General features: G+C 60.4%; 18 protein-coding genes, 1 tRNA gene and 2 pseudogenes. 17 read left to right on the top strand and 4 right to left on the bottom strand.

Annotated features, from left to right (window positions below):
• Window positions 1-1,379: calcium-binding protein (locus WNE31_RS16745; RefSeq protein WP_463407441.1), on the bottom strand; the 1,379-nt coding region annotated here is incomplete at its 3' end.
• 171 nt (window positions 1,380-1,550) lie between these two features.
• Here WNE31_RS16745 and metG point away from each other — a divergent pair.
• The 14 genes and pseudogenes from metG to WNE31_RS16675 all read left to right on the top strand — a co-directional run bounded on the left by metG (window position 1,551) and on the right by WNE31_RS16675 (window position 12,551).
• Complete coding sequence (metG, locus tag WNE31_RS16740; protein ID WP_349981094.1) at window positions 1,551-3,263, top strand: methionine--tRNA ligase; 1,713 nt, start codon at window positions 1,551-1,553, stop codon at window positions 3,261-3,263.
• A gap of 54 nt (window positions 3,264-3,317) precedes the next feature.
• Window positions 3,318-4,115: a lipopolysaccharide kinase InaA family protein gene (locus WNE31_RS16735; protein WP_349981093.1), complete on the top strand. Its 798-nt coding sequence runs from the start codon at window positions 3,318-3,320 to the stop codon at window positions 4,113-4,115.
• Between the two features lie 235 nt (window positions 4,116-4,350).
• Window positions 4,351-5,004: an SDR family oxidoreductase gene (locus WNE31_RS16730; RefSeq protein ID WP_349981092.1), complete on the top strand. Its 654-nt coding sequence runs from the start codon at window positions 4,351-4,353 to the stop codon at window positions 5,002-5,004.
• Window positions 5,005-5,221: 217 nt separating this feature from the next.
• Window positions 5,222-5,335 (top strand): annotated as a pseudogene (locus tag WNE31_RS16725) (2-deoxy-D-gluconate 3-dehydrogenase); the annotation flags it as partial.
• Between the two features lie 58 nt (window positions 5,336-5,393).
• Complete coding sequence (locus WNE31_RS16720) at window positions 5,394-5,645, top strand: hypothetical protein (protein WP_349981098.1); 252 nt, start codon at window positions 5,394-5,396, stop codon at window positions 5,643-5,645.
• Complete coding sequence (locus WNE31_RS16715) at window positions 5,612-5,779, top strand: hypothetical protein (RefSeq protein ID WP_349981091.1); 168 nt, start codon at window positions 5,612-5,614, stop codon at window positions 5,777-5,779. The genes WNE31_RS16720 and WNE31_RS16715 overlap by 34 nt, the downstream gene beginning before the upstream one ends.
• An 11-nt stretch (window positions 5,780-5,790) precedes the next feature.
• On the top strand, window positions 5,791-6,045 hold the full coding sequence (locus WNE31_RS16710; protein ID WP_349981090.1) for a hypothetical protein: 255 nt from the start codon (window positions 5,791-5,793) through the stop codon (window positions 6,043-6,045).
• A gap of 262 nt (window positions 6,046-6,307) precedes the next feature.
• Window positions 6,308-6,874: a hypothetical protein gene (locus WNE31_RS16705; protein ID WP_349981089.1), complete on the top strand. Its 567-nt coding sequence runs from the start codon at window positions 6,308-6,310 to the stop codon at window positions 6,872-6,874.
• A 253-nt stretch (window positions 6,875-7,127) separates the two neighbouring features.
• Window positions 7,128-9,053: an acyl CoA:acetate/3-ketoacid CoA transferase gene (locus WNE31_RS16700; RefSeq protein WP_349981088.1), complete on the top strand. Its 1,926-nt coding sequence runs from the start codon at window positions 7,128-7,130 to the stop codon at window positions 9,051-9,053.
• Between the two features lie 340 nt (window positions 9,054-9,393).
• The gene (locus WNE31_RS16695) at window positions 9,394-10,032 is read left to right on the top strand and encodes a hypothetical protein (protein ID WP_349981087.1); all 639 of its coding nucleotides are present in this window, start codon (window positions 9,394-9,396) and stop codon (window positions 10,030-10,032) included.
• The gene (locus WNE31_RS16690; RefSeq protein ID WP_349981097.1) at window positions 10,033-10,602 is read left to right on the top strand and encodes a calcium-binding protein; all 570 of its coding nucleotides are present in this window, start codon (window positions 10,033-10,035) and stop codon (window positions 10,600-10,602) included.
• Between the two features lie 12 nt (window positions 10,603-10,614).
• A pseudogene (locus WNE31_RS16685) lies at window positions 10,615-10,743 on the top strand (calcium-binding protein); the annotation flags it as partial.
• A gap of 144 nt (window positions 10,744-10,887) precedes the next feature.
• Window positions 10,888-12,432, top strand: coding sequence for a calcium-binding protein (locus tag WNE31_RS16680; RefSeq protein ID WP_349981096.1), 1,545 nt, complete (start codon window positions 10,888-10,890; stop codon window positions 12,430-12,432).
• Window positions 12,426-12,551 carry a hypothetical protein gene (locus WNE31_RS16675; RefSeq protein WP_349981086.1) on the top strand — a complete coding sequence of 42 codons (126 nt, stop codon included), beginning with the start codon at window positions 12,426-12,428 and terminating at the stop codon, window positions 12,549-12,551. The genes WNE31_RS16680 and WNE31_RS16675 overlap by 7 nt, the downstream gene beginning before the upstream one ends.
• A gap of 78 nt (window positions 12,552-12,629) precedes the next feature.
• Here the strand turns inward: WNE31_RS16675 and WNE31_RS16670 are convergent.
• The 3 genes from WNE31_RS16670 to WNE31_RS16660 form a co-directional block, all read right to left on the bottom strand.
• Window positions 12,630-12,716 (bottom strand) — tRNA-Leu (locus WNE31_RS16670).
• Between the two features lie 192 nt (window positions 12,717-12,908).
• Window positions 12,909-13,460 carry a tetratricopeptide repeat protein gene (locus WNE31_RS16665; RefSeq protein WP_349981085.1) on the bottom strand — a complete coding sequence of 184 codons (552 nt, stop codon included), beginning with the start codon at window positions 13,458-13,460 and terminating at the stop codon, window positions 12,909-12,911.
• 31 nt (window positions 13,461-13,491) lie between these two features.
• Entirely contained in the window at window positions 13,492-13,968 is a 477-nt protein-coding gene (locus WNE31_RS16660) for an Lrp/AsnC family transcriptional regulator (protein ID WP_349981084.1), read from the bottom strand.
• A gap of 107 nt (window positions 13,969-14,075) precedes the next feature.
• Here WNE31_RS16660 and putA point away from each other — a divergent pair, with 107 nt between their 5' ends.
• From putA to WNE31_RS16645, 3 genes are read left to right on the top strand one after another with little or no spacing between them, the layout of a single operon-like run.
• Window positions 14,076-17,486, top strand: a complete 3,411-nt coding sequence (putA, locus tag WNE31_RS16655; RefSeq protein WP_349981083.1) for a bifunctional proline dehydrogenase/L-glutamate gamma-semialdehyde dehydrogenase PutA — start codon at window positions 14,076-14,078, stop codon at window positions 17,484-17,486.
• Window positions 17,487-17,516: 30 nt separating this feature from the next.
• Entirely contained in the window at window positions 17,517-18,266 is a 750-nt protein-coding gene (locus tag WNE31_RS16650; RefSeq protein WP_349981082.1) for a rhomboid family intramembrane serine protease, read from the top strand.
• Window positions 18,263-18,625, top strand: a complete 363-nt coding sequence (locus tag WNE31_RS16645) for a GFA family protein (RefSeq protein WP_349981081.1) — start codon at window positions 18,263-18,265, stop codon at window positions 18,623-18,625. The genes WNE31_RS16650 and WNE31_RS16645 overlap by 4 nt, the downstream gene beginning before the upstream one ends.
• Window positions 18,626-18,709: the final 84 nt, after the last annotated feature.

Genomic DNA, 18,709 nt, shown 5'->3' with positions numbered 1-18,709 from the left:
TCGCCCGCGGCACCGGTCATGGTATCGACGCCGGTCCCGCCGATCAGCATATCATTCCCGGCCCCGCCATCCAGCGTGTCGCCAGAGGTGCCGGCTTCGAGCCGGTCATCCCCGCTGCGGCCATAGAAGGCCACCGAGTGTTGACCCGAGTTTACGAAATGGTTGTTGCCGATATTCCCATAGGCGGTTGATGGCCCCTGCAGGACGGATACACCAACGTCCAAAGCGCCGCGCGCATAGACAACCTCGACAGCATCGACAAAGACATCGTCATAAGCGTAGACATAATCGTCATCCGCACCGCCCGAGATCACGACACCATGCTGATCGACATAGGCCGTATCAAATCCCGAACCCAGATATACGGTGCCCGACGCAGTGCCGCCAAGGCCGTAATACTTGTCTGATGCCCCGCCCAGTGTCACCGATCCCTCGATGTGACCGGTATTGCGCACGACGACGGTGTACATCGACGTCGACCCCATATCGACATTGCCGTCGATACCGCCCCAGTTGATCAAGAGGTCACCGCCAGGCCCCATATAGATATCGCCCTGGATGGTGCCCGCGTTGAAAACATAGTCGCTGCCATTGTCCAGACGGACATCGCCAACGATGTCGCCATGGTTGAGAACCCGGTCGTTGCCGCTGTCCAGTTCGACCACTCCGACGATCATGCCGCGATTGATCACTTCATCATGGCCAAACCCGCCATAGACCACCTCAACCGCATCTGTTGTCTGGATCAGGCCAAGGTTGTTCAGGGACAGTGCAGGCTGCACCCCTTGTACGGCCGCCCGGATCATCACAACGGCGCGATCCTCGGACACCATCGTTCCTGTATTGACCACGTCCATGTTTTCATAGCGGCCCGACACAACGTTGCTGCCACCTTCCATGTGCCCGTGGTTCGTGACAAAGAACGTGTCGATGGTGGCGTCCAGTGCGTCGCCGAGGAACGAGAACGCATCATCATAGGCCGTGATGGTGCCCCGATTGACCAGAGACCCGGTATCCACACCAGAATAGAACAATATCGCAGAGGCCTCTGCCGCGGTGATCTCGCCGTTGTTTTCGAAGTCGACACCATTCCGTTGAATGGCAACAGTGTAGAAATTGTAGAACGAACGAATAATCCCGGTGTCTGCGACAATGATATTACTGGTGTAGCTTGCCGTATCATCGCCGTTGATGAGAAGCGGCGCCCAAGTTGCGTAAACAGATCCTTCGATATGGATACCGAAAGGGTCCGAATGAGGCACCGAAATGCCGTGACCGATATCCACGGCGATTACACCATCCCGGGTCACGATCAGCTCATCACCGGACGCAAGTGTGCGCGTGGTGCCTACAACAGAATTGACAACATTCAGGGCCATGGGATCCTCCTCAAATCCAAAACATTCAATGTAATAAATATAACAAAAATTTGATATCTCCTCAACGGAATTTGATTTTGACCCTACGTAAATCAGGATTCGCAAACTCTGCTGGAACAGCGGTGCCGGATGGTCTAGACGAGGCGCAACAGCAGACCAGAGGAACACATGATGGCGCGTCACCTGATCACTTCGGCCATTCCGTATATCAACGGCATCAAACACCTGGGCAATCTTGTCGGCTCGCAATTGCCCGCCGACCTGTTCGCGCGCTATCAGCGGGGGCGCGGCAACGAGGTTCTTTTCCTGTGTTCCACAGATGAACATGGTACACCTGCCGAGCTGGCTGCGGCCAAGGCGGGTCAGCCGGTTGCCGAATATTGCGCCGAAATGCACGAGGTTCAGGCCCGCATTGCCGAAGGGTTCCGCCTGTCCTTTGACCATTTCGGCCGGTCGTCCAGCCCGCAGAACCACAAGCTGACCCAGCATTTCGCGGGCAAACTGGCCGAGGCCGGGCTGATCCGCGAAGTCAGCGAAACCCAGATGTATTCCAAGGCGGATGGACGGTTTCTGCCCGATCGCTATATCGAAGGCACCTGCCCCAATTGTGGCTATGAAAGCGCGCGTGGCGACCAGTGTGACAACTGCACCAAACAGTTGGACCCGACCGACCTGATCAATCCCTATTCGACCATTTCCGGCTCGACCGATCTTGAGGAACGCGAGACCAAGCACCTCTATCTGTGCCAATCGCAGATGAAGGATCAATTGGATGCGTGGATCGACTCCAAGACCGACTGGCCGATCCTGACCACCTCGATTGCCAAGAAATGGCTGCATGACGGCGACGGGTTGCAGGACCGCGGCATCACCCGCGATCTGGACTGGGGCATTCCGGTCAAGAAGGGGGACGAGGACTGGCCCGGCATGGAAGGCAAGGTCTTCTATGTCTGGTTCGACGCCCCGATCGAATATATCGCCTGCGCGCAGGAATGGGTCGATGCGGGCAAGGGCGACGACTGGGAACGCTGGTGGCGCACCGACAAGGGCGCCGATGATGTGCGCTATACCCAGTTCATGGGCAAGGACAACGTGCCCTTCCACACCCTGTCTTTCCCGGCCACGATCCTGGGCTCGGGCGAACCGTGGAAGCTGGTCGATCACCTGAAATCCTTCAACTACCTGAACTATGACGGCGGCCAGTTCTCGACCTCGCGTGGACGTGGCGTGTTCATGGATCAGGCGCTGGAACTCCTGCCCGCCGATTACTGGCGTTGGTGGCTTCTGAGCCATGCCCCCGAAAGCAGCGATTCCGAATTCACCTGGGAAAACTTCCAGCAATCCGTGAACAAGGATCTGGCCGACGTGCTGGGCAATTTTGTCAGCCGCGTCACCAAGTTCTGCCGTTCGAAATTCGGCGAAGAGGTACCAGCAGGCGGCGCATTTGGCGCACAGGAACAGGCCCTGGTCGAGGAACTGGCCACGCGCATCCGCGCCTATGAAAGCCATATGGAGGCGATGGAGGTCCGTAAATCCGCGCAAGAGCTGCGCGCGATCTGGGTGGCAGGCAATGAATATCTGCAAAGCGCCGCGCCCTGGTCAACCTTCAAAGAAGACCCCGAGCAGGCCGCCGCCCAGATCCGTCTGGCGCTGAACCTGATCCGGCTTTACGCGGTGCTGTCGGCCCCGTTCATCCCAGACGCCAGCGCCACCCTTCTGGCTGCGATGCAAACCGGAGATGACAACTGGCCCGAGGACGTGCCCGCCGCGCTGGAAACCCTGAAAGAGGGCCACGCCTTTACCGTGCCTGACGTGACCTTCCGCAAGGTTTCGGACGACGAGCGCGAGGACTGGCAAAGCCGTTTCGCGGGCACGCGGGACTAAGCCGTCCCTGACCGCTGCCCAAGGTCCCCGGCGCCCAAAAAAAGCAGCTACGGAATGTTTACAATTCCCGTCAGGGCGCGCATTTTGCACGCTATGTCTGCGCCCGATACCCCCACGCCTTCCGACACCGAAGCCCAGCTTTTGCGCCTTGCCCAATCCGGGACTAAACGCATCGAAAAACTGAGTGTTGAGAACAGAACCTATTGGGTCAAGCGGCGCGAACAACTTTCGCTCAGCCTGCGCCTGCGCAAGGGGAACGCGGACCGCGCTTTTGAACGCGAACGCGCGGCGCTGAAAACCCTGTCGGCGGCGGGCCTTCCGGTGGCGGGCATTGTGGCGGAGGGGCCGGATTTCTTCGTGACGCCGGACAGCGGTGTACCCTTGTCCCGACTGCTTGCGCAAGGGACCCTTTCCGAAGACGCGCGCCAACGCATCATCGTCGAGGCTGCGCGCGGGCTGGCACAGTTCCACACCAAGGGTGTCAGCCACGGCCACCCTCGCATCAAGGACGTGTGCTGGAACGCCGCCGAGGATGCCGTCTGCTTTATCGACCTTGAACGGTTTGATGCCCACACCAACACCCCCAAGGGCCACGCCCGCGATATTGTCGTGTTCTTCTATAGCCTGATCCATGCCGGCGTTGCCCCGGCAAAGCTCGATGCCGCGAAACAGGCCTATCTCGCGCAGGACACTGCTGAAAACTGGGAGTTGGCCAAACGCTATTGCCGCAAACTAGTCCCGCTGGAATGGCTGACCCGCCCGCTGCAACATCTGCCCAAGGGCAAGGGGCGCGAGTTCAAGACAATCCCGCGCGTGATGGCGTTTTTTCTGGATCAGGCAGCGGGCGTTTGAACCCCTAAAAGGGCCGTTAAGCTGGTTCCTGCGTTTTGCTCTGCGAAACAATTTATCGCGTCTGCATTTTTTGTGGCTCGGCACCGAACCAAACCAAGTTCGTTCCTTCGTCAGAAAGTCAGGGAACGCTTATGTGGGATCAATCTCAGTTTCGCCTTGATGGCAAAACCGCCCTTGTGACGGGCGGGGGCGCCGGAATCGGGCGCCTTTTGTTGCGGGCGCGGGCGCGTCAGTCGTGGTCAGCGATCTAAACGCGAAAACGGCGCAGGCCGTGGCACAGGATATCGTGGATCACGGCGGCAAGGCCGTGTGTCTGGCCTGTGACGTCACTATGAAAGCCGACCTTGCAGCCGCCGTAGATCTGGAGCTGAGCACGTTTCGAAGCCTGTCCATTCTGGTCAACAATGCGGGCGATGGCGGCCCGAAGCCGTTTGATATGCCCACGGATGATTTCCGCTGGGCCTATGAGTTGAACATGTTCTCGCTGTTCCGGCTGACACAGCTTGCCGCGCCGCACATGGAAAAGGCGGGCGGCAGTGCCGTGCTCAATATCTCGTCCATGGCCGGGGAAAACAAGAACAAGCGCATGTCATCTTACGGGGCGTCCAAGGCGGCAGTGAACCACCTGACACGCAACGTGGCGTTTGATCTCGGGGCGATAGGCATCCGTGCCAACGCGATTGCGCCCGGCGCAATCAAGACCGACGCGCTCGCCTCGGTCCTGAATGACGGCATCGAAAAGGCGATGCTGAAACACACGCCCTTCGGGTGCTTGGGCGATCCCGAAGATATTGCCTATGCCACCCTGTTCCTGTGCAGCCCAGCCTCGGCCTGGATCAGCGGTGAGGTGCTGACCGTGTCGGGTGGCGGCGTGCAGGAACCCGACTGACGGCATTTTTTCATGGACAGAACACGACAATGAGCTTTGATGCATTTTCTGTATTCCGCATGGACAACGAACAGGTGCTGATCACGGGCAGTGCCCAGAATATCGGCGCCGGCATTGCCAGGAGGCCATCAGGCGCAGGGACCAAGGTGATGATTGCCAATCTGAACGGGGACATGGCTGCCGTAGCTTGGCCTGTGACGTGGCCGACAACGCGCAGATGGGAGCGGTGGTGGCAACCACGGCCGAGGCATTTGTCGGCATCTCGACGCTGGTCAACAACGTGGGCCGGGGCGGGCGCCAACCCGGTCCGGCGGCGATCCCCAAGGAAGAGTTTATCAATTCCGACAAGCTAAACACCATCAGCGCCTATCGCATGAGCATGGCCTGCCATGGCTGGAGAAGGCCGAGAATGGCTCGATCACCGATTCCGGCTCGTTTTCGTCGGCGGTACCTGCCATCACATCCTGCCCTATGGAACGGCCAAGGCAGCGCTGAACCAGGTGATAGTGTCGCTCGCGCATATGCTGAACAAACGCCTGCGGGTGACCTCGGTTCTGATCGGCACAGTGATGACGGGGGGTAATGGCGATGCGGCATCTCGCCCGAGATGCAGGAAAAACTGGCGCATCCCGACAACCTGACCGGTAGCCCCGACTGGCTGCAGGACATTGCCAACGCGATGCTGCTCCTCAGTTCGCCCGCGGCAAGCTGGGTCTGCGGCCAGACCTTCAACGTACATGGCGACGGCGGCATCGTTCGCCTGTTCGGCAGTTGAGAGCGTCGGGCATGACCTTTCTGGCAAGATCCGTTCGCGGGGCGGCCGCAACGACCACGCTGCCCCTTATGGCCTGTTTTGCCTCGGCCGAGCAACTCCCTGCCCCTGCATCTGCGCAGATGGTCACAACCGATCAGCTGTTCATGATGATATTCGCCGATCAGGGGGGCGCGGTCGGCTTTCAAAGAATCATGATGGCGATCCACTTGAAAACCGTGAAATCACAACTTGACCGCGACGCGGGCATTCTTGAACGCAACTTCTAACTTTACGAGCGCAACGCGATCTCGGAACTGGACCTGCAGGTTTCGCAACTGAAAGATGCGTGGAACAGGCTGTCGCTGGTTGTCGCGGAAAAGAACCTTGCCATGGCGGCGGCTAAGGTATCGGCCCTTGCCATGATCGGCGACCATTTCGCGGGCAAACTCGTGCCACTGGAAGATCTCTATGCCGCCTGTTGCCGGGGCTGGGATGCCGGATGTGACAAGGGCCCGTCGGAAGCAAGAGCAAACGCGGCATGGATGGCCTATGCGGAAAAAGACGTTGGAACGGGTACAAGCCTTGAATGCGCGCGGCAGCGCACTTCTTGCCAAGGTGCTTGAACGCGAGGCCGAACTGCGCATCGCCCGCGCAAATTACGAGAACCGTGCAATGAGGCTTGACCGGCGCCGAGAAGTGTTCTTCCCAAGCCTTGAAGACGTCGCTGCCGGCGGCGCCCCGTTTCGGCGTAAATGCCATGACCGCAGACACCGCCCCACCCCTGACATCGAACGCGACCCTGAAAGGGTCCCGGATCTCGGGCACAATCAGGCCACGTTGCCGCGAACGCTCGACTCGATCAGTAGGGGCCGCCACTTAGTTCCCGGGGCATCCGTTCTGTTGGCGGTGGCGCTGGCCATGATCCTGACCGCCGTCGTCCACAGCACGTTGAAAGGCCCGAAAACGCCGTTTTACCCGACCACCTTCTTGCTGATGCTGCGGCACGGTTTGATGGCCTTCGGGCGGATCGTCGCCTTTGCGGGCGCGGTGGCGGCTGCGGTCAACTATCTGACGATCATGGATATCACCGAAGGCGTAGATACCTCGCGACCATGACCCTAGCGCCACCCCAGCATGAGGCCGTGCGCGATCACGCTCAGCGTCGGCGCATAGAAGGCCAGCGCGGTAAAGATCAGATCGAATCCCATGCCTGTATCCTTTGCTGGTGGGGAACGCGCACTCCTACCCCTTGCAGCAATGGCATTCTTGGGCCCGGCGCTGCGGTTTTTTGCAATTCCCGACAAATGCAACCGCCCCACCCGTATTCCTGCTGGTTGACGGGTGCCGTTCTTGGCGGGAACATGGCCACATGAAAAGAAAAGTTGTCACGCCGCAAGACGCCGCTGCCCTGATACAGGATGGCGATACGCTCACCACTTCGGGATTTGTGGGCATCGGGGTACCGGATGAACTGCTGCGCGCGGTCGAAACCCGGTTTCTGGAAACCGGCCACCCGCGCGACCTGTCGCTGGTCTTTGCCGCTGGTCAGGGAGATGGCAGGGACCGGGGTCTCAACCGTCTTGGGCACGAGGGACTGTTGCAGCAGGTCATTGGCGGCCACTGGGGGTTGATCCCGCGCGTTGCCAAACTGGCCGTGGAAGGCAAGATCAAGGGCTGGAACCTGCCGCAGGGCTGTATCAGCCAGCTTTATCGCGACATCGCGGCGGGCAAGCCGGGCATGCTCAGCAAGGTCGGGCTGGAAACCTTTGTCGATCCGCGCAACGGCGGTGGCGCCATCAACGACCAGAGCACCGAGGCACAGGTTCAACTGATGGAGATTGGCGGCGAAGAGGTACTTTACTACCCTGCCCCCAAACTGACCGTCGCCCTGTTGCGCGGCACCACGGCGGACGAGGCCGGAAATATTACCATGGAACGCGAGGCGCTGGTGCTTGATAATCTGGCGCAGGCGATGGCGGTCAAAAATTCGGGCGGTGTCGTGATCGTGCAGGTCGAACGCCTTGCCCGTGCGCATACTCTGCCCGCGCGCGAGGTACAGATCCCAGGCATTCTTGTGGATGCGGTGGTCGTGTCGCGACCGGAAAACCATGTGCAAACCTATGCCACCCCGTTCAGCCATGGTTTTACCAACCGCATCCGTTCGCCCGAGGGGGAAATCCCGCCCATGCCGCTGGATCCGCGCAAGATCATCGCGCGGCGCTGTGCCTTTGAACTGCCCGTGAATGGCGTGGTGAATCTCGGGATAGGGATGCCCGAAGGTGTTGCGAATGTCGCCGCCGAAGAGGGCCTGCTGAGCCATGTCACCCTGACCGCCGAACCGGGCGTTGTGGGCGGGCAACCGGCCTCGGGGCTTGATTTCGGCGCAGCCATCAACACCGACGCTGTGATCCCGCAGAACAACCAGTTCGATTTCTACGATGGCGGTGGGCTGGACATGGCCTGTCTCGGGCTGGCGCAGGCCGATGCGGCGGGCAATGTGAACGTGTCCCGCTTTGGCCCCCGCCTTGCCGGGGCGGGCGGGTTCATAAACATCTCGCAGAATGCGACGCGGGTGGTGTTTGCGGGCACTTTCACGGCCAAGGGCCTCGACGTCGCCATTACGGACGGTCAGCTGCAGATCAAGCGCGAGGGCAGTTCGCAAAAGTTCCTGCCAGAGGTAGAACAGATCACCTTTTCCGGTGCCCGCGCCGCGCGGCTGGGCCAGCCGGTGCTTTATGTGACCGAACGCTGCGTGTTTGAACTGACCGACAAGGGGGTGGCCCTTGTCGAGATCGCGCCGGGCATCGACTTGCAACGCGACATTCTGGACCAGATGGAACAGCCCCCGATCATCAACGATTTGCACCTGATGGACGCCCGCATCTTTGCCCCCGGCGAAATGGGTCTGCGACGCGATCTGTTGCACCTCGACCTGCCCGAACGGATCGCCGTCGACGCCGACGAGCGCAGGCTCTACCTCAACTTCGAGAAAATGCGCGTCCGCAACCAGAGCGAAATCGACCGCGTGGCCCAGTTGGTCACCGAGGCCTGCACGCCCTTACCCGGCCCTGTGGATGTGATCGTGAACTATGACGGGTTCTTTATCGACGAAGCACTTGAGAAAAGCTGGGCCAACATGGTCGCAGACATGCATGCCCGGTTCTACCGCACCGTCTCGCGCTATTCCGGCTCGGCCTTCATGCGGATGAAACTGCAAGAGGTCTTTCCCGACGCCCGCACCCACATTTTCGAGACCAGCGAACAGGCGCGCAGCTTTCTGGATTCAAAGGCATGAAGTCTGGCCGGGTATCAGCGCATCTTGGGCTTGCGAAAAGCACTTCAGCAAACAGACACACCCGGTTATCGCGGCGGATTTCCGACGAGACAAAACCATTCGCACTGAAACCAAGTATGGCGCAAACGCATTTGTGCTTTGACAAAATCTGCCAGCACGTCCCACGATTGTCCGGAGCTAATTAATCGGGTCTGACATTTCCCGAAACTTGTTCTGGAGTGATCCACAGACTGTGCCGCTCAGGGACATTTAAGGGCCTCCTGTGGACACGACCCCGCAGGATGGCAACACCGAACGCGCGCAGAGCAGTGCATGTGGTACTGCCAGAAGGGGACAGACAATGGTAATCTTCGTAGGTTTCACACAGTCTTTCTTGGACTCTGCCGGTGATGATATCCTCGGCGCCCGAGAGTACGGCCCCGCTACGCCGGACACAATTACCGCAAGCGCCGGCAATGACCTGCTTTTCGGGGATGTCTTGGCTGGATATTTGTTCCGACACACCAATTACAATGGCTTCCTGAATGCCTTGGCGCTTGACTCAGGCCAGTCATGGTCGACCGGCCCCGAACCCGATGTTGGCGATGACACCGTTCCCCATACCCGCGTATTTTCGACCGGGCTCGACGACGATCAGTATTTTACTGTGACAGTGGGTGCCGGAGAGACAATCACTATCGACATCGACCATGCCTATTCTCCGATTGGTGGGGGATCTTTTGACAGCCGGGTCCACCTTTATGACGCCACGCAAACAGAAGTGGCCACCAACAATGACGCTCTGGCCACGTTGGGTGGGCTCGGATCCGAAGAGGTAAGCAACGGTCTCTCGCGTGATTCATACCTGACATACACCAACACCGGCGCAACGCAGCTTTTCTATGTCCGGGTCACAGATGTGACAGGATCCGGTGTCGCGTCGGGTGACACATATGTGATGAGCGTATCGGTCACCGGCCACGAGGCCTTGGCGACCTAAATTTCCGACGATGATTCCATTACTGGTGGGACGGGCACAGACTCGACCTATGGATGGGCCGGCAACGATACCCTGTGCGGCGAAGCTGGGGATGACACCCTGCTTGGCGGGCCCGGAGATGATTCGATTGATGCTGGTGCAGGCACGGATTTGATCTTTGGCGGCGCCGGGAATGACCTTGTGGTTATCGCGGCCCAAAACGACAATATAGGCGCCATCCTGGACGGTGGGGCCGATAGCGATTCTTTGCTGCTCGACATGGCTTCTGAATTTGGGAACCCAATCCGCACGAACGATCTTCGAACCCTGACCTTTACGAATTTCGAAACACTGGGCGCCATCGCCCCATACCAAGTGATACAGATGAACGCCGATCAGGTGACGTTCACATCGATGTTCGTTTCTCAAGACCTCTGGCGGAATGCCTTCGAGATCTTCATGGACACATCCCTTTCTTTCAGCCTTGCTGGCATGGGGTTTGGCGGATTCTCGGGTTTACAATTGCTGACCATCATCGGTGACGATGACGCCGAAAACATCGAGGCCGCCACTTACGGCACACGCATCTAAGGCAACGGCGGTGATGACACGCTGACCGGAGGGGCGGCCAACGACACCCTTTTGGGCGGGGCCGGCAATGACAGTCTGGCGGGCGGCGTGGGCGCGGATTCCATAGATGGCGGGGCCAACGATGACACCGTGCACCTCGTAGCCGGACATAACAATGCCAATGCCGTGTTGGACGGCGGGGCGGATACCGACACTCTGGCAATCGCCGCAGATGGCGCCAACACCACCTACGATCTGCGCACCCTAGCGCTTTCAAATTTCGAAACGCTTTATACCGGTTCGGCGATGGCTCTGGTGCAATTATTTGCCGACCAGGCCAGTTTAGATGCGTTGCATGTCGACGTGGCAAGCTCGACCGACTTCGAGCTTTTCATGGACACCGCCTTTGCCCTCGACCTGAGCGCGATGACCTTCGACAACTGGTCGTGCAGAAACGATATCACGATCGTTGGCGACGGGGATGGAGAGCATATCATTGCGGGCAATGTGGCCACGCGGATCGAAGGCAATGGCGGCGATGACACGCTGACCGGCGGGACGTCCAGCGACACGTTGCTGGGCGGGGACGGCAATGATGTTCTGACTGGAGGCGCTGGATTTGACTCGGTCGATAGCGGTGCGCACGACGACATCGTAACTCTTACAGCCGGCAACGAAAACAGCGATGCCATGCTGGATGGCGGGGCCGATACCGACATTCTGGCAATCGCAGCAAACGGAGCCCACACCACCTACGATCTGCGCAGCGTGACAATTGCCAATTTCGAAACGCTTTATGCTGGTACGGCAATCACGCAGGTTCAGTTATATGCCGACCAGTTGGAGTTTGATACGTTCCGTGTTGATGGGGCCAGCGGAACCGCGTTTCAGGTGTTCATGAGTACTTTCGCCACCCTCGACATGAGCAGCCTCGGCTTTGAAAACTGGTCGGCCACGAACGGGTTCACGATTGCAGGCGATTGGGATGCCGAGAACATCATGGCAGGTAATGTCGCCACCCGGATGGAAGGGCACGGAGGCAACGACACCCTAACCGGCGGAAACGGTGCTGACACGCTGATCGGGGGCGATGGCGATGACGACATGAACGGTGGCGCAGGGATTGATACCGTTCTGTTTGAAGGCGCCAACAATGTGGATGCTCGACTGGGCCACATGTACGCGACCTCTACGGCATTCGGGACCGACACGCTAGGCGATATCGAAAACGCGCAGACCGGTTCAGGCAATGACACCGTGATCGGCAGTGGCATCGAAAACCTGCTTGTGGCGGGTGATGGCAATGACCGCCTCTCTGGTTGGGGCGGTGACGATACCTTGCTCGGCGGGCTGGGACAGGACACGCTGATCGGGGGCGTCGGCGATGACAATCTTGACGGTGGCGACGGCATTGACGAGGTGTTTTTCACCGGAAGTTCCGATGTCAACGTTCAGCTCGGCACCGGCCTGGCGATGTCGGTCGTGTTCGGCAATGATACCCTGACCGATATCGAGAACGCCCGGACCAGAGGCGGCAACGACACTCTGACCGGCAGCACGGACAACAACGTTCTTCAGGCCGGGGCCGGAGACGATTTCCTGTCTGGATGGGGCGGCGCCGACTTCCTGTTGGGAGAACGGGGCAACGATACCCTGATGGGCGGCGGCGGGTCAGACACGCTGGCGGGTGGCACCGGCGCGGACAGTTTGATCGGCGGTACAGGCCGGGACGCCTTCGTGTTCCATGCAGGTGGCGGCGCGGACACGGTGGCGGATTTCGCAAACGATGTGGATAGGCTGCGGCTGGATCAGGATCTTTGGGGGGCGGGCTGTCGATTGCCGACTTGCTGACCACCTATGGCAGCGTGACCGGAGGGGTGGCCACACTCGACTTTGGCGGCGGCAATATCGTCACGGTCCACAACGTCACCGCCCTCACGGATCTGGAAAACGATATCGGATTGTTCTGATACTCAACAGCAACAAATTTTGGGAAAGAGTCCCTTACTTGGGTCGTTTCCTCACATTGCAACAAAGCCATGTTCCTCTGGTACCCGCGGCCGGATTCGAACCGGCACGGCCTGTTCGGCCTAGAGATTTTAAGTCTCCTGTGTCTACCATTCCACCACGCGGGCACGCTGGGATGTGACCTTGCGGTCAGGGCCGGGACAATAGCGTCTTTGAAAGGGGTGTAAAGGGTTCAAATCGCGCGCGTTCGAGGGGCGAAAGACGTGGGCCGGACCCTGACCGTGACCAGACCAGATGCAAGGTTTCCTTGTATTTTCAGCCCCCTACCCCTCACAGAGCCCAACAAGCAGCCGATGCCCTTAAAGATCATCCCCTTCCGGTTCCTGCACAGTTGGCGGCCGGTAGAGATCGCGTTCCGGTAGCCACGGGTTCAACTCCAGCGCGCGCGCCAGCATGTCCTGTGCTTCGGCGTCACGGCCCAAGCCGATAAACACAAGCGCCTTGCCCGAAAGCGCTCCGATATGGCGCGGCGACAGGGCCAGCGTCCGATCAAGATCAGGCAGAGCACCGGCATAGTCCTGATTCAGGAAACTCACGAAGGCGCGCTGGTTGTACCCCTCGGCATAGTCCGGGCAATAGGCGATCAGGGTGTTGAAATCCTCAAGCGCGCCCAACAGATTCCAGCCCGCCCGTTTGCGCATTCCGCGATCCAGAATTTCCTGCGCAACCTCATCCGGCGCATCGGCCCACAACTCCCACAGTTGGTTTGACAGGTCCTGTGCGGTGGCCGGATCGGGGGCAACCTGCACCTGCGCAATCAGAGCATCCTGCGCCTCGGCATGATCGGGCGGCGGGGGGCATTGCGACGCAACGACCGGCGTCGCAAACAATACAAAGGCAAGGTATTTCATGGCACCGATGGTGACACGCCCCGCCCTGCGATCAAGTCACATCCCCGAGAGCAGGTTCCTTGACCGCCTGCATCGCCACATAGGTCGAGGTGCTGGACACATAGGGCATGGTCGAGATTTTTTCCGCAAGAACAGAGCGATATGCGGCCATATTGCGTGTACGAACCTTGAGAAGATAGTCAAAATGCGAGGCAATCATATGGGCCTGCTCAATCTCGCCCACCAACACCACCGCCTCATTAAAGGCGCGCAGGGCCGCCTCTCGGGTGTCTGACAGCTTGACCTCGACAAAGGCCACGTGATCCAGACCAAGCCGGATTGGATCCACCAACGCGTGGTATCCGGCGATAACTCCCTCGGCCTCAAGCCGGCGCAACCGGGCCTGTGTCGGCGACTTTGACAGACCGATCCGTTTGGCAAGGTCGGTGATCGAGATGCGCCCGTCCGATCCCAGCACATTCAGAATCGCGTGGTCGAACCGATCCAGATCCACCTGATCACTTTGCATATCACTTTCCTCATTCAGCAATACAAATGGCAACTCTTTGGGCCAAAATCAGGAAAATTGACCTATGTCTGACTGATATACTGCGTGAAACAACCGGAGTCACCCTCATGTCTGCACGTTCGTTGATCGACACCACCACCTATGCCAACGAAGCCGCGCTTGTGGCCGCACTCAAGGACCAGACCGGCCTTGGCCCCGAAGACCGCGCGCGCATCGTGGAACAGGCCGCCGATCTGGTGCGCGCCATCCGCGAAGATACGCAGCCCGGCATGATGGAGGTCTTTCTGGCCGAATACGGGCTGTCGACGGATGAAGGCATCGCGCTGATGTGTCTGGCCGAGGCGCTGTTGCGGGTGCCCGACGCCGAAACCATCGACGCGCTGATCGAGGACAAGATCGCGCCGTCCGACTGGGGCCGCCATCTGGGCCGGTCGACCTCGTCGCTGGTCAATGCCTCGACCTGGGCACTATTGCTGACAGGCAAGGTGCTGGACGATCATGAACCGGGTCTGATCGGCACGCTGCGCGGTGCGGTGAAACGACTGGGGGAACCGGTGATCCGCACGGCAGTGGGTCGCGCCATGAAGGAAATGGGTCGCCAGTTCGTTCTGGGAGAGACCATCACCAACGCCATGAAACGCGCCGCCGACATGGAAAAGCGTGGCTATACCTACTCCTATGACATGCTGGGCGAAGCGGCCAAGACCGATGCCGACGCCATGCGCTATCACCTGGCCTATAGCCGCGCGATCACAGCGATTGCCGCCGCCTGCACCCATGACGACATTCGCAAGAATCCCGGCATCTCGGTCAAGCTGTCGGCGCTGCATCCGCGTTACGAGGTGGCCCAGCGCGCACGCGTGATGGATGAACTGGTGCCGCGCCTGCGCTCGCTTGCACTGCTGGCGAAATCTGCAGGCATGGGGCTCAATATCGATGCGGAAGAGGCCGACCGCCTGTCCCTGTCGATGGACGTGATCGAAACCGTTTTGGCCGAACCGGCGCTGGCGGGTTGGGACGGGTTCGGCGTGGTTGTGCAGGCCTATGGAAAACGCGCCGGCCCAACGCTGGATTTTCTCTATAACCTTGCTACGCGACTGGACCGCAGGCTGATGGTGCGGCTGGTCAAGGGCGCCTACTGGGATACCGAAATCAAAAACGCACAGGTTTTGGGCGTGGATGGCTTTCCCGTTTTCACCACCAAGCCTGCCACCGACATTTCTTACCTTGCCAATGCGCGCAAGCTTTTGGGGATGACCGACCGGATCTATCCGCAATTCGCCACGCATAACGCCCATACGGTTGCGGCCATTCTCGACATGGCAGACAACCCCGAAACTTACGAATTCCAGCGCCTGCATGGCATGGGCGAGGCCCTGCATGACATCGTGCTCAAGGCGCAGGGCACGCGCTGCCGCATCTACGCGCCGGTGGGCGCGCATCGCGACCTGTTGGCCTATCTGGTGCGTCGTCTTCTGGAAAACGGGGCGAATTCGTCTTTCGTGAACCAGATCGTCGACGAAGACGTGCCCGCCGCCGAGGTCGCGCGCGATCCGTTCGAGGCCTATGAAGACAGCCATGCGCCCCTGACCGCCGGCCCCGACCTGTTCGCGCCAGAGCGGCCCAACTCCAAGGGGTTCGACCTACGCGACCAGCCAACACTGGACGCGATCGAAAGTGCCCGTACGCCCTATTTGACCCATCACTGGGAGGCCACGCCGCTTTTGGCCGGACCCGCCGCGCCCAACACGCCCGAACAGGTTCAGAACCCCGCCCTGCCGCTGGACCAGCCCGGCACCGTTGCCACGGCCAGCGCGGCGGATGTTGATACGGCCCTGCGCGCCGCCACCCCGTGGCAGGCCAGCGCAGCAGAGCGTGGCGCCACCCTGGCAAGGGCCGCAGATCTTTACGAGGAAAACTTCGGGATGCTTTTTGCCCTGCTCGCGCGCGAAGCCGGCAAAACCCTTCTTGATGCAGTGGCCGAACTGCGCGAGGCCGTGGATTTCCTGCGCTACTATGGCGCCAACGCCCCGTCTGACCCGCCCGCGGGCCTGTTCACCTGTATCAGCCCGTGGAACTTCCCGCTGGCCATCTTTTCGGGTCAGGTGGCCGCCGCCCTTGCTGCGGGCAACGCGGTTCTGGCCAAACCTGCCGAACAGACGCCGCTGATCGCGTACGAGGCCGTGAAACTGCTGCATCAGGCAGGCGTGCCCCGCAGCGCGCTACAGCTTTTGCCGGGTGCGGGGGATGTGGGCACACTGCTGACGTCGGATGTCCGGGTGAATGGTGTCGCTTTTACCGGCTCGACCGAAACCGCGCTGAAAATCCGCGCCGCCATGGCTGAGAACCTTGCCCCCGGCGCACCGCTGATCGCGGAAACGGGCGGCCTGAACGCCATGATCGTGGATTCCACCGCCCTGCCCGAACAAGCCGTGACCGCCATCATCGAAAGTGCCTTCCAGTCGGCGGGCCAGCGCTGTTCGGCGCTGCGCTGCCTCTACGTGCAGGAAGACATCGCCGAGGGCCTACTGGAGATGCTGACCGGAGCGATGAAGGAACTGCATGTCGGCAACCCGTGGGAGTTGCGCACCGACAGCGGACCTGTCATCGATGTCGAGGCACAGGCCGGGATCGCCGCACATATTGCACAGGCCGGGGCCGAGGGACGTATCCTTTATCAACGCGACGTGCCCCAGACCGGCACCTTCATCGCGCCGACCCTGATCCGCGTGAACGGGATTTCCGATCTGGAACGCGAAGTGTTCGGCCCCGTCCTGCATGTTGCCACCTTCAAAGCCGACGCGCTGGACGCCGTAATTGCCGAGATCAACGCCACCGGATACGGGCTGACCTTCGGCTTGCAGACACGGATCGACGACCGTGTGCAGCATGTCAGCGACAGCGTGCATGCCGGCAACATTTATGTGAACCGGAACCAGATCGGCGCGATCGTCGGGTCGCAACCTTTTGGCGGCGAAGGCCTCTCGGGCACCGGCCCCAAGGCGGGCGGCCCCCACTACCTGGCCCGCTTTGCCGCACCCGTTGCGCAGGACGCAGGCACATGGGACGCCCCGATACCGATAGATGTGCTGCAACACCTAATCGACGCGGCCCCGGCCCGGATCGACACCCATTCCGTGTCGCTGCCCGGTCCGACCGGAGAGTCGAACCGCCTCACCACCTTTGCCCGCCCGCCGGTGCTGTGCCTCGGGCCAGGCAAGGAAACCGCCGCTACACAGGCCGACATCGTCGAAACGCTGGGCGGGCGCGCGGTCGAAGCAACAGGACTGGTCGCGCCAGCCGATCTCGAAATCCTGCGCGGGATGTCGGGCGTGCTCTGGTGGGGCGATCAGGACACGGCCCGTGCGATGGAACAGGCGCTGGCCCGGCGCAGCGGGCCCATCCTCTCCCTGATCACCGGCCTTCCCGACCGGGCCCGCGTGGTAGGAGAGCGGCACGTCTGTGTCGACACCACCGCAGCAGGCGGCAATGCCGCCCTTCTTGGCGGGGCGGCTTGACGCCCCCGTCATTTGCCGCACATTGGGCGCATGTTCCCGATCCGAGACCATAACCCCTCGGGGCGCGTGCCCTATGTCGTCTACGCACTGCTTGCGCTGAATATCGGGATTTTCCTGAGCTATGTGCCGATCCTGCACGATCCGTATAAAACCCAGCTGTTTTTCCTGTCTTGGGCGCTGATTCCCCAAGAGGTCACGCAGGGCGGCGGTCATGAACACCTCGTGACGTCGATGTTCCTGCATGGGGGCTGGTTGCACCTTGCGGGCAACATGCTGTTTTTGTGGATTTTCGGCGACAATCTCGAAGACACGCTGGGGCATCTGGGCTTTGCCATTTTCTATCTTCTGTGCGGGCTGGCCGCTGGCATGGTACAGGTGGTGTCGGCCCCCTATTCACAGGTGCCGGTGGTCGGGGCCTCTGGTGCGATTGCGGGCATTATGGGCGGATATCTTTTGCTGTTTCCCAAGGCCCGCGTCGATGTGATCCTGATTATCGTGATCCTGATCAAGATCCTGCCAATCCCCGCCTGGGCCGTGCTGGGCGCATGGTTCACGCTTCAGGTCATTGCCGGCATCATGACCGATGCGGCCAGCAGCGGCGTCGCCCACTGGGCCCATGCGGGGGGCTTCATTGCCGGGGCGGTCCTGATCGCGCCGGTCTGGCTGCTGAGGGGCGGCCCCGCCTTCTGGCGGCGCAACGAAGGGGTGCCCCCCTACCCCGAGGCGCGCTATGCTTTCAGCCAAAGCACCATTCCCGTAATCCGGAGGCGTCGCAAATGACCCTGACAACCTCGTGCCATTGCGGCGCGGTCGAACTGCGCATTGATCCGCCCAAAGGCATCACAACGGCGGCGCGTTGTGACTGCTCTTTTTGCCGGCGTCGCGGGGCGGCTGCGGTGACGGTGCCGCTGGACCGCCTGGAGATCGTGAAGGGCGCGGAGAACCTGACGCTTTATCAATGGAACACGAACACCGCGAAACACTATTTCTGCAAGACCTGCGGCATCTACACCCACCACCAGCGCCGTTCGAACCCGAATGAGTACGGCGTGAACCTTGGCACCATCAAGGGCGTGAACCCCCGCGATCTTGGCGAGATTGCTTGGGTCGACGGCGTGAACCACCCTTCCGACCGATAACAAAAAAGGGCGCCGCGGGGCGCCCTGTCTTCACCTTTCCGGAAATACTCTGGGGTGAATTGGCCCATCCGGGCCAAGAGGGGC

The organism is Shimia fortis (assembly GCF_040225985.1).
GTDB lineage: Bacteria > Pseudomonadota > Alphaproteobacteria > Rhodobacterales > Rhodobacteraceae > Shimia.
Note: the sequence above shows the minus strand (reverse complement) of the source record. Positions and strands in the feature narration are given on the sequence as shown.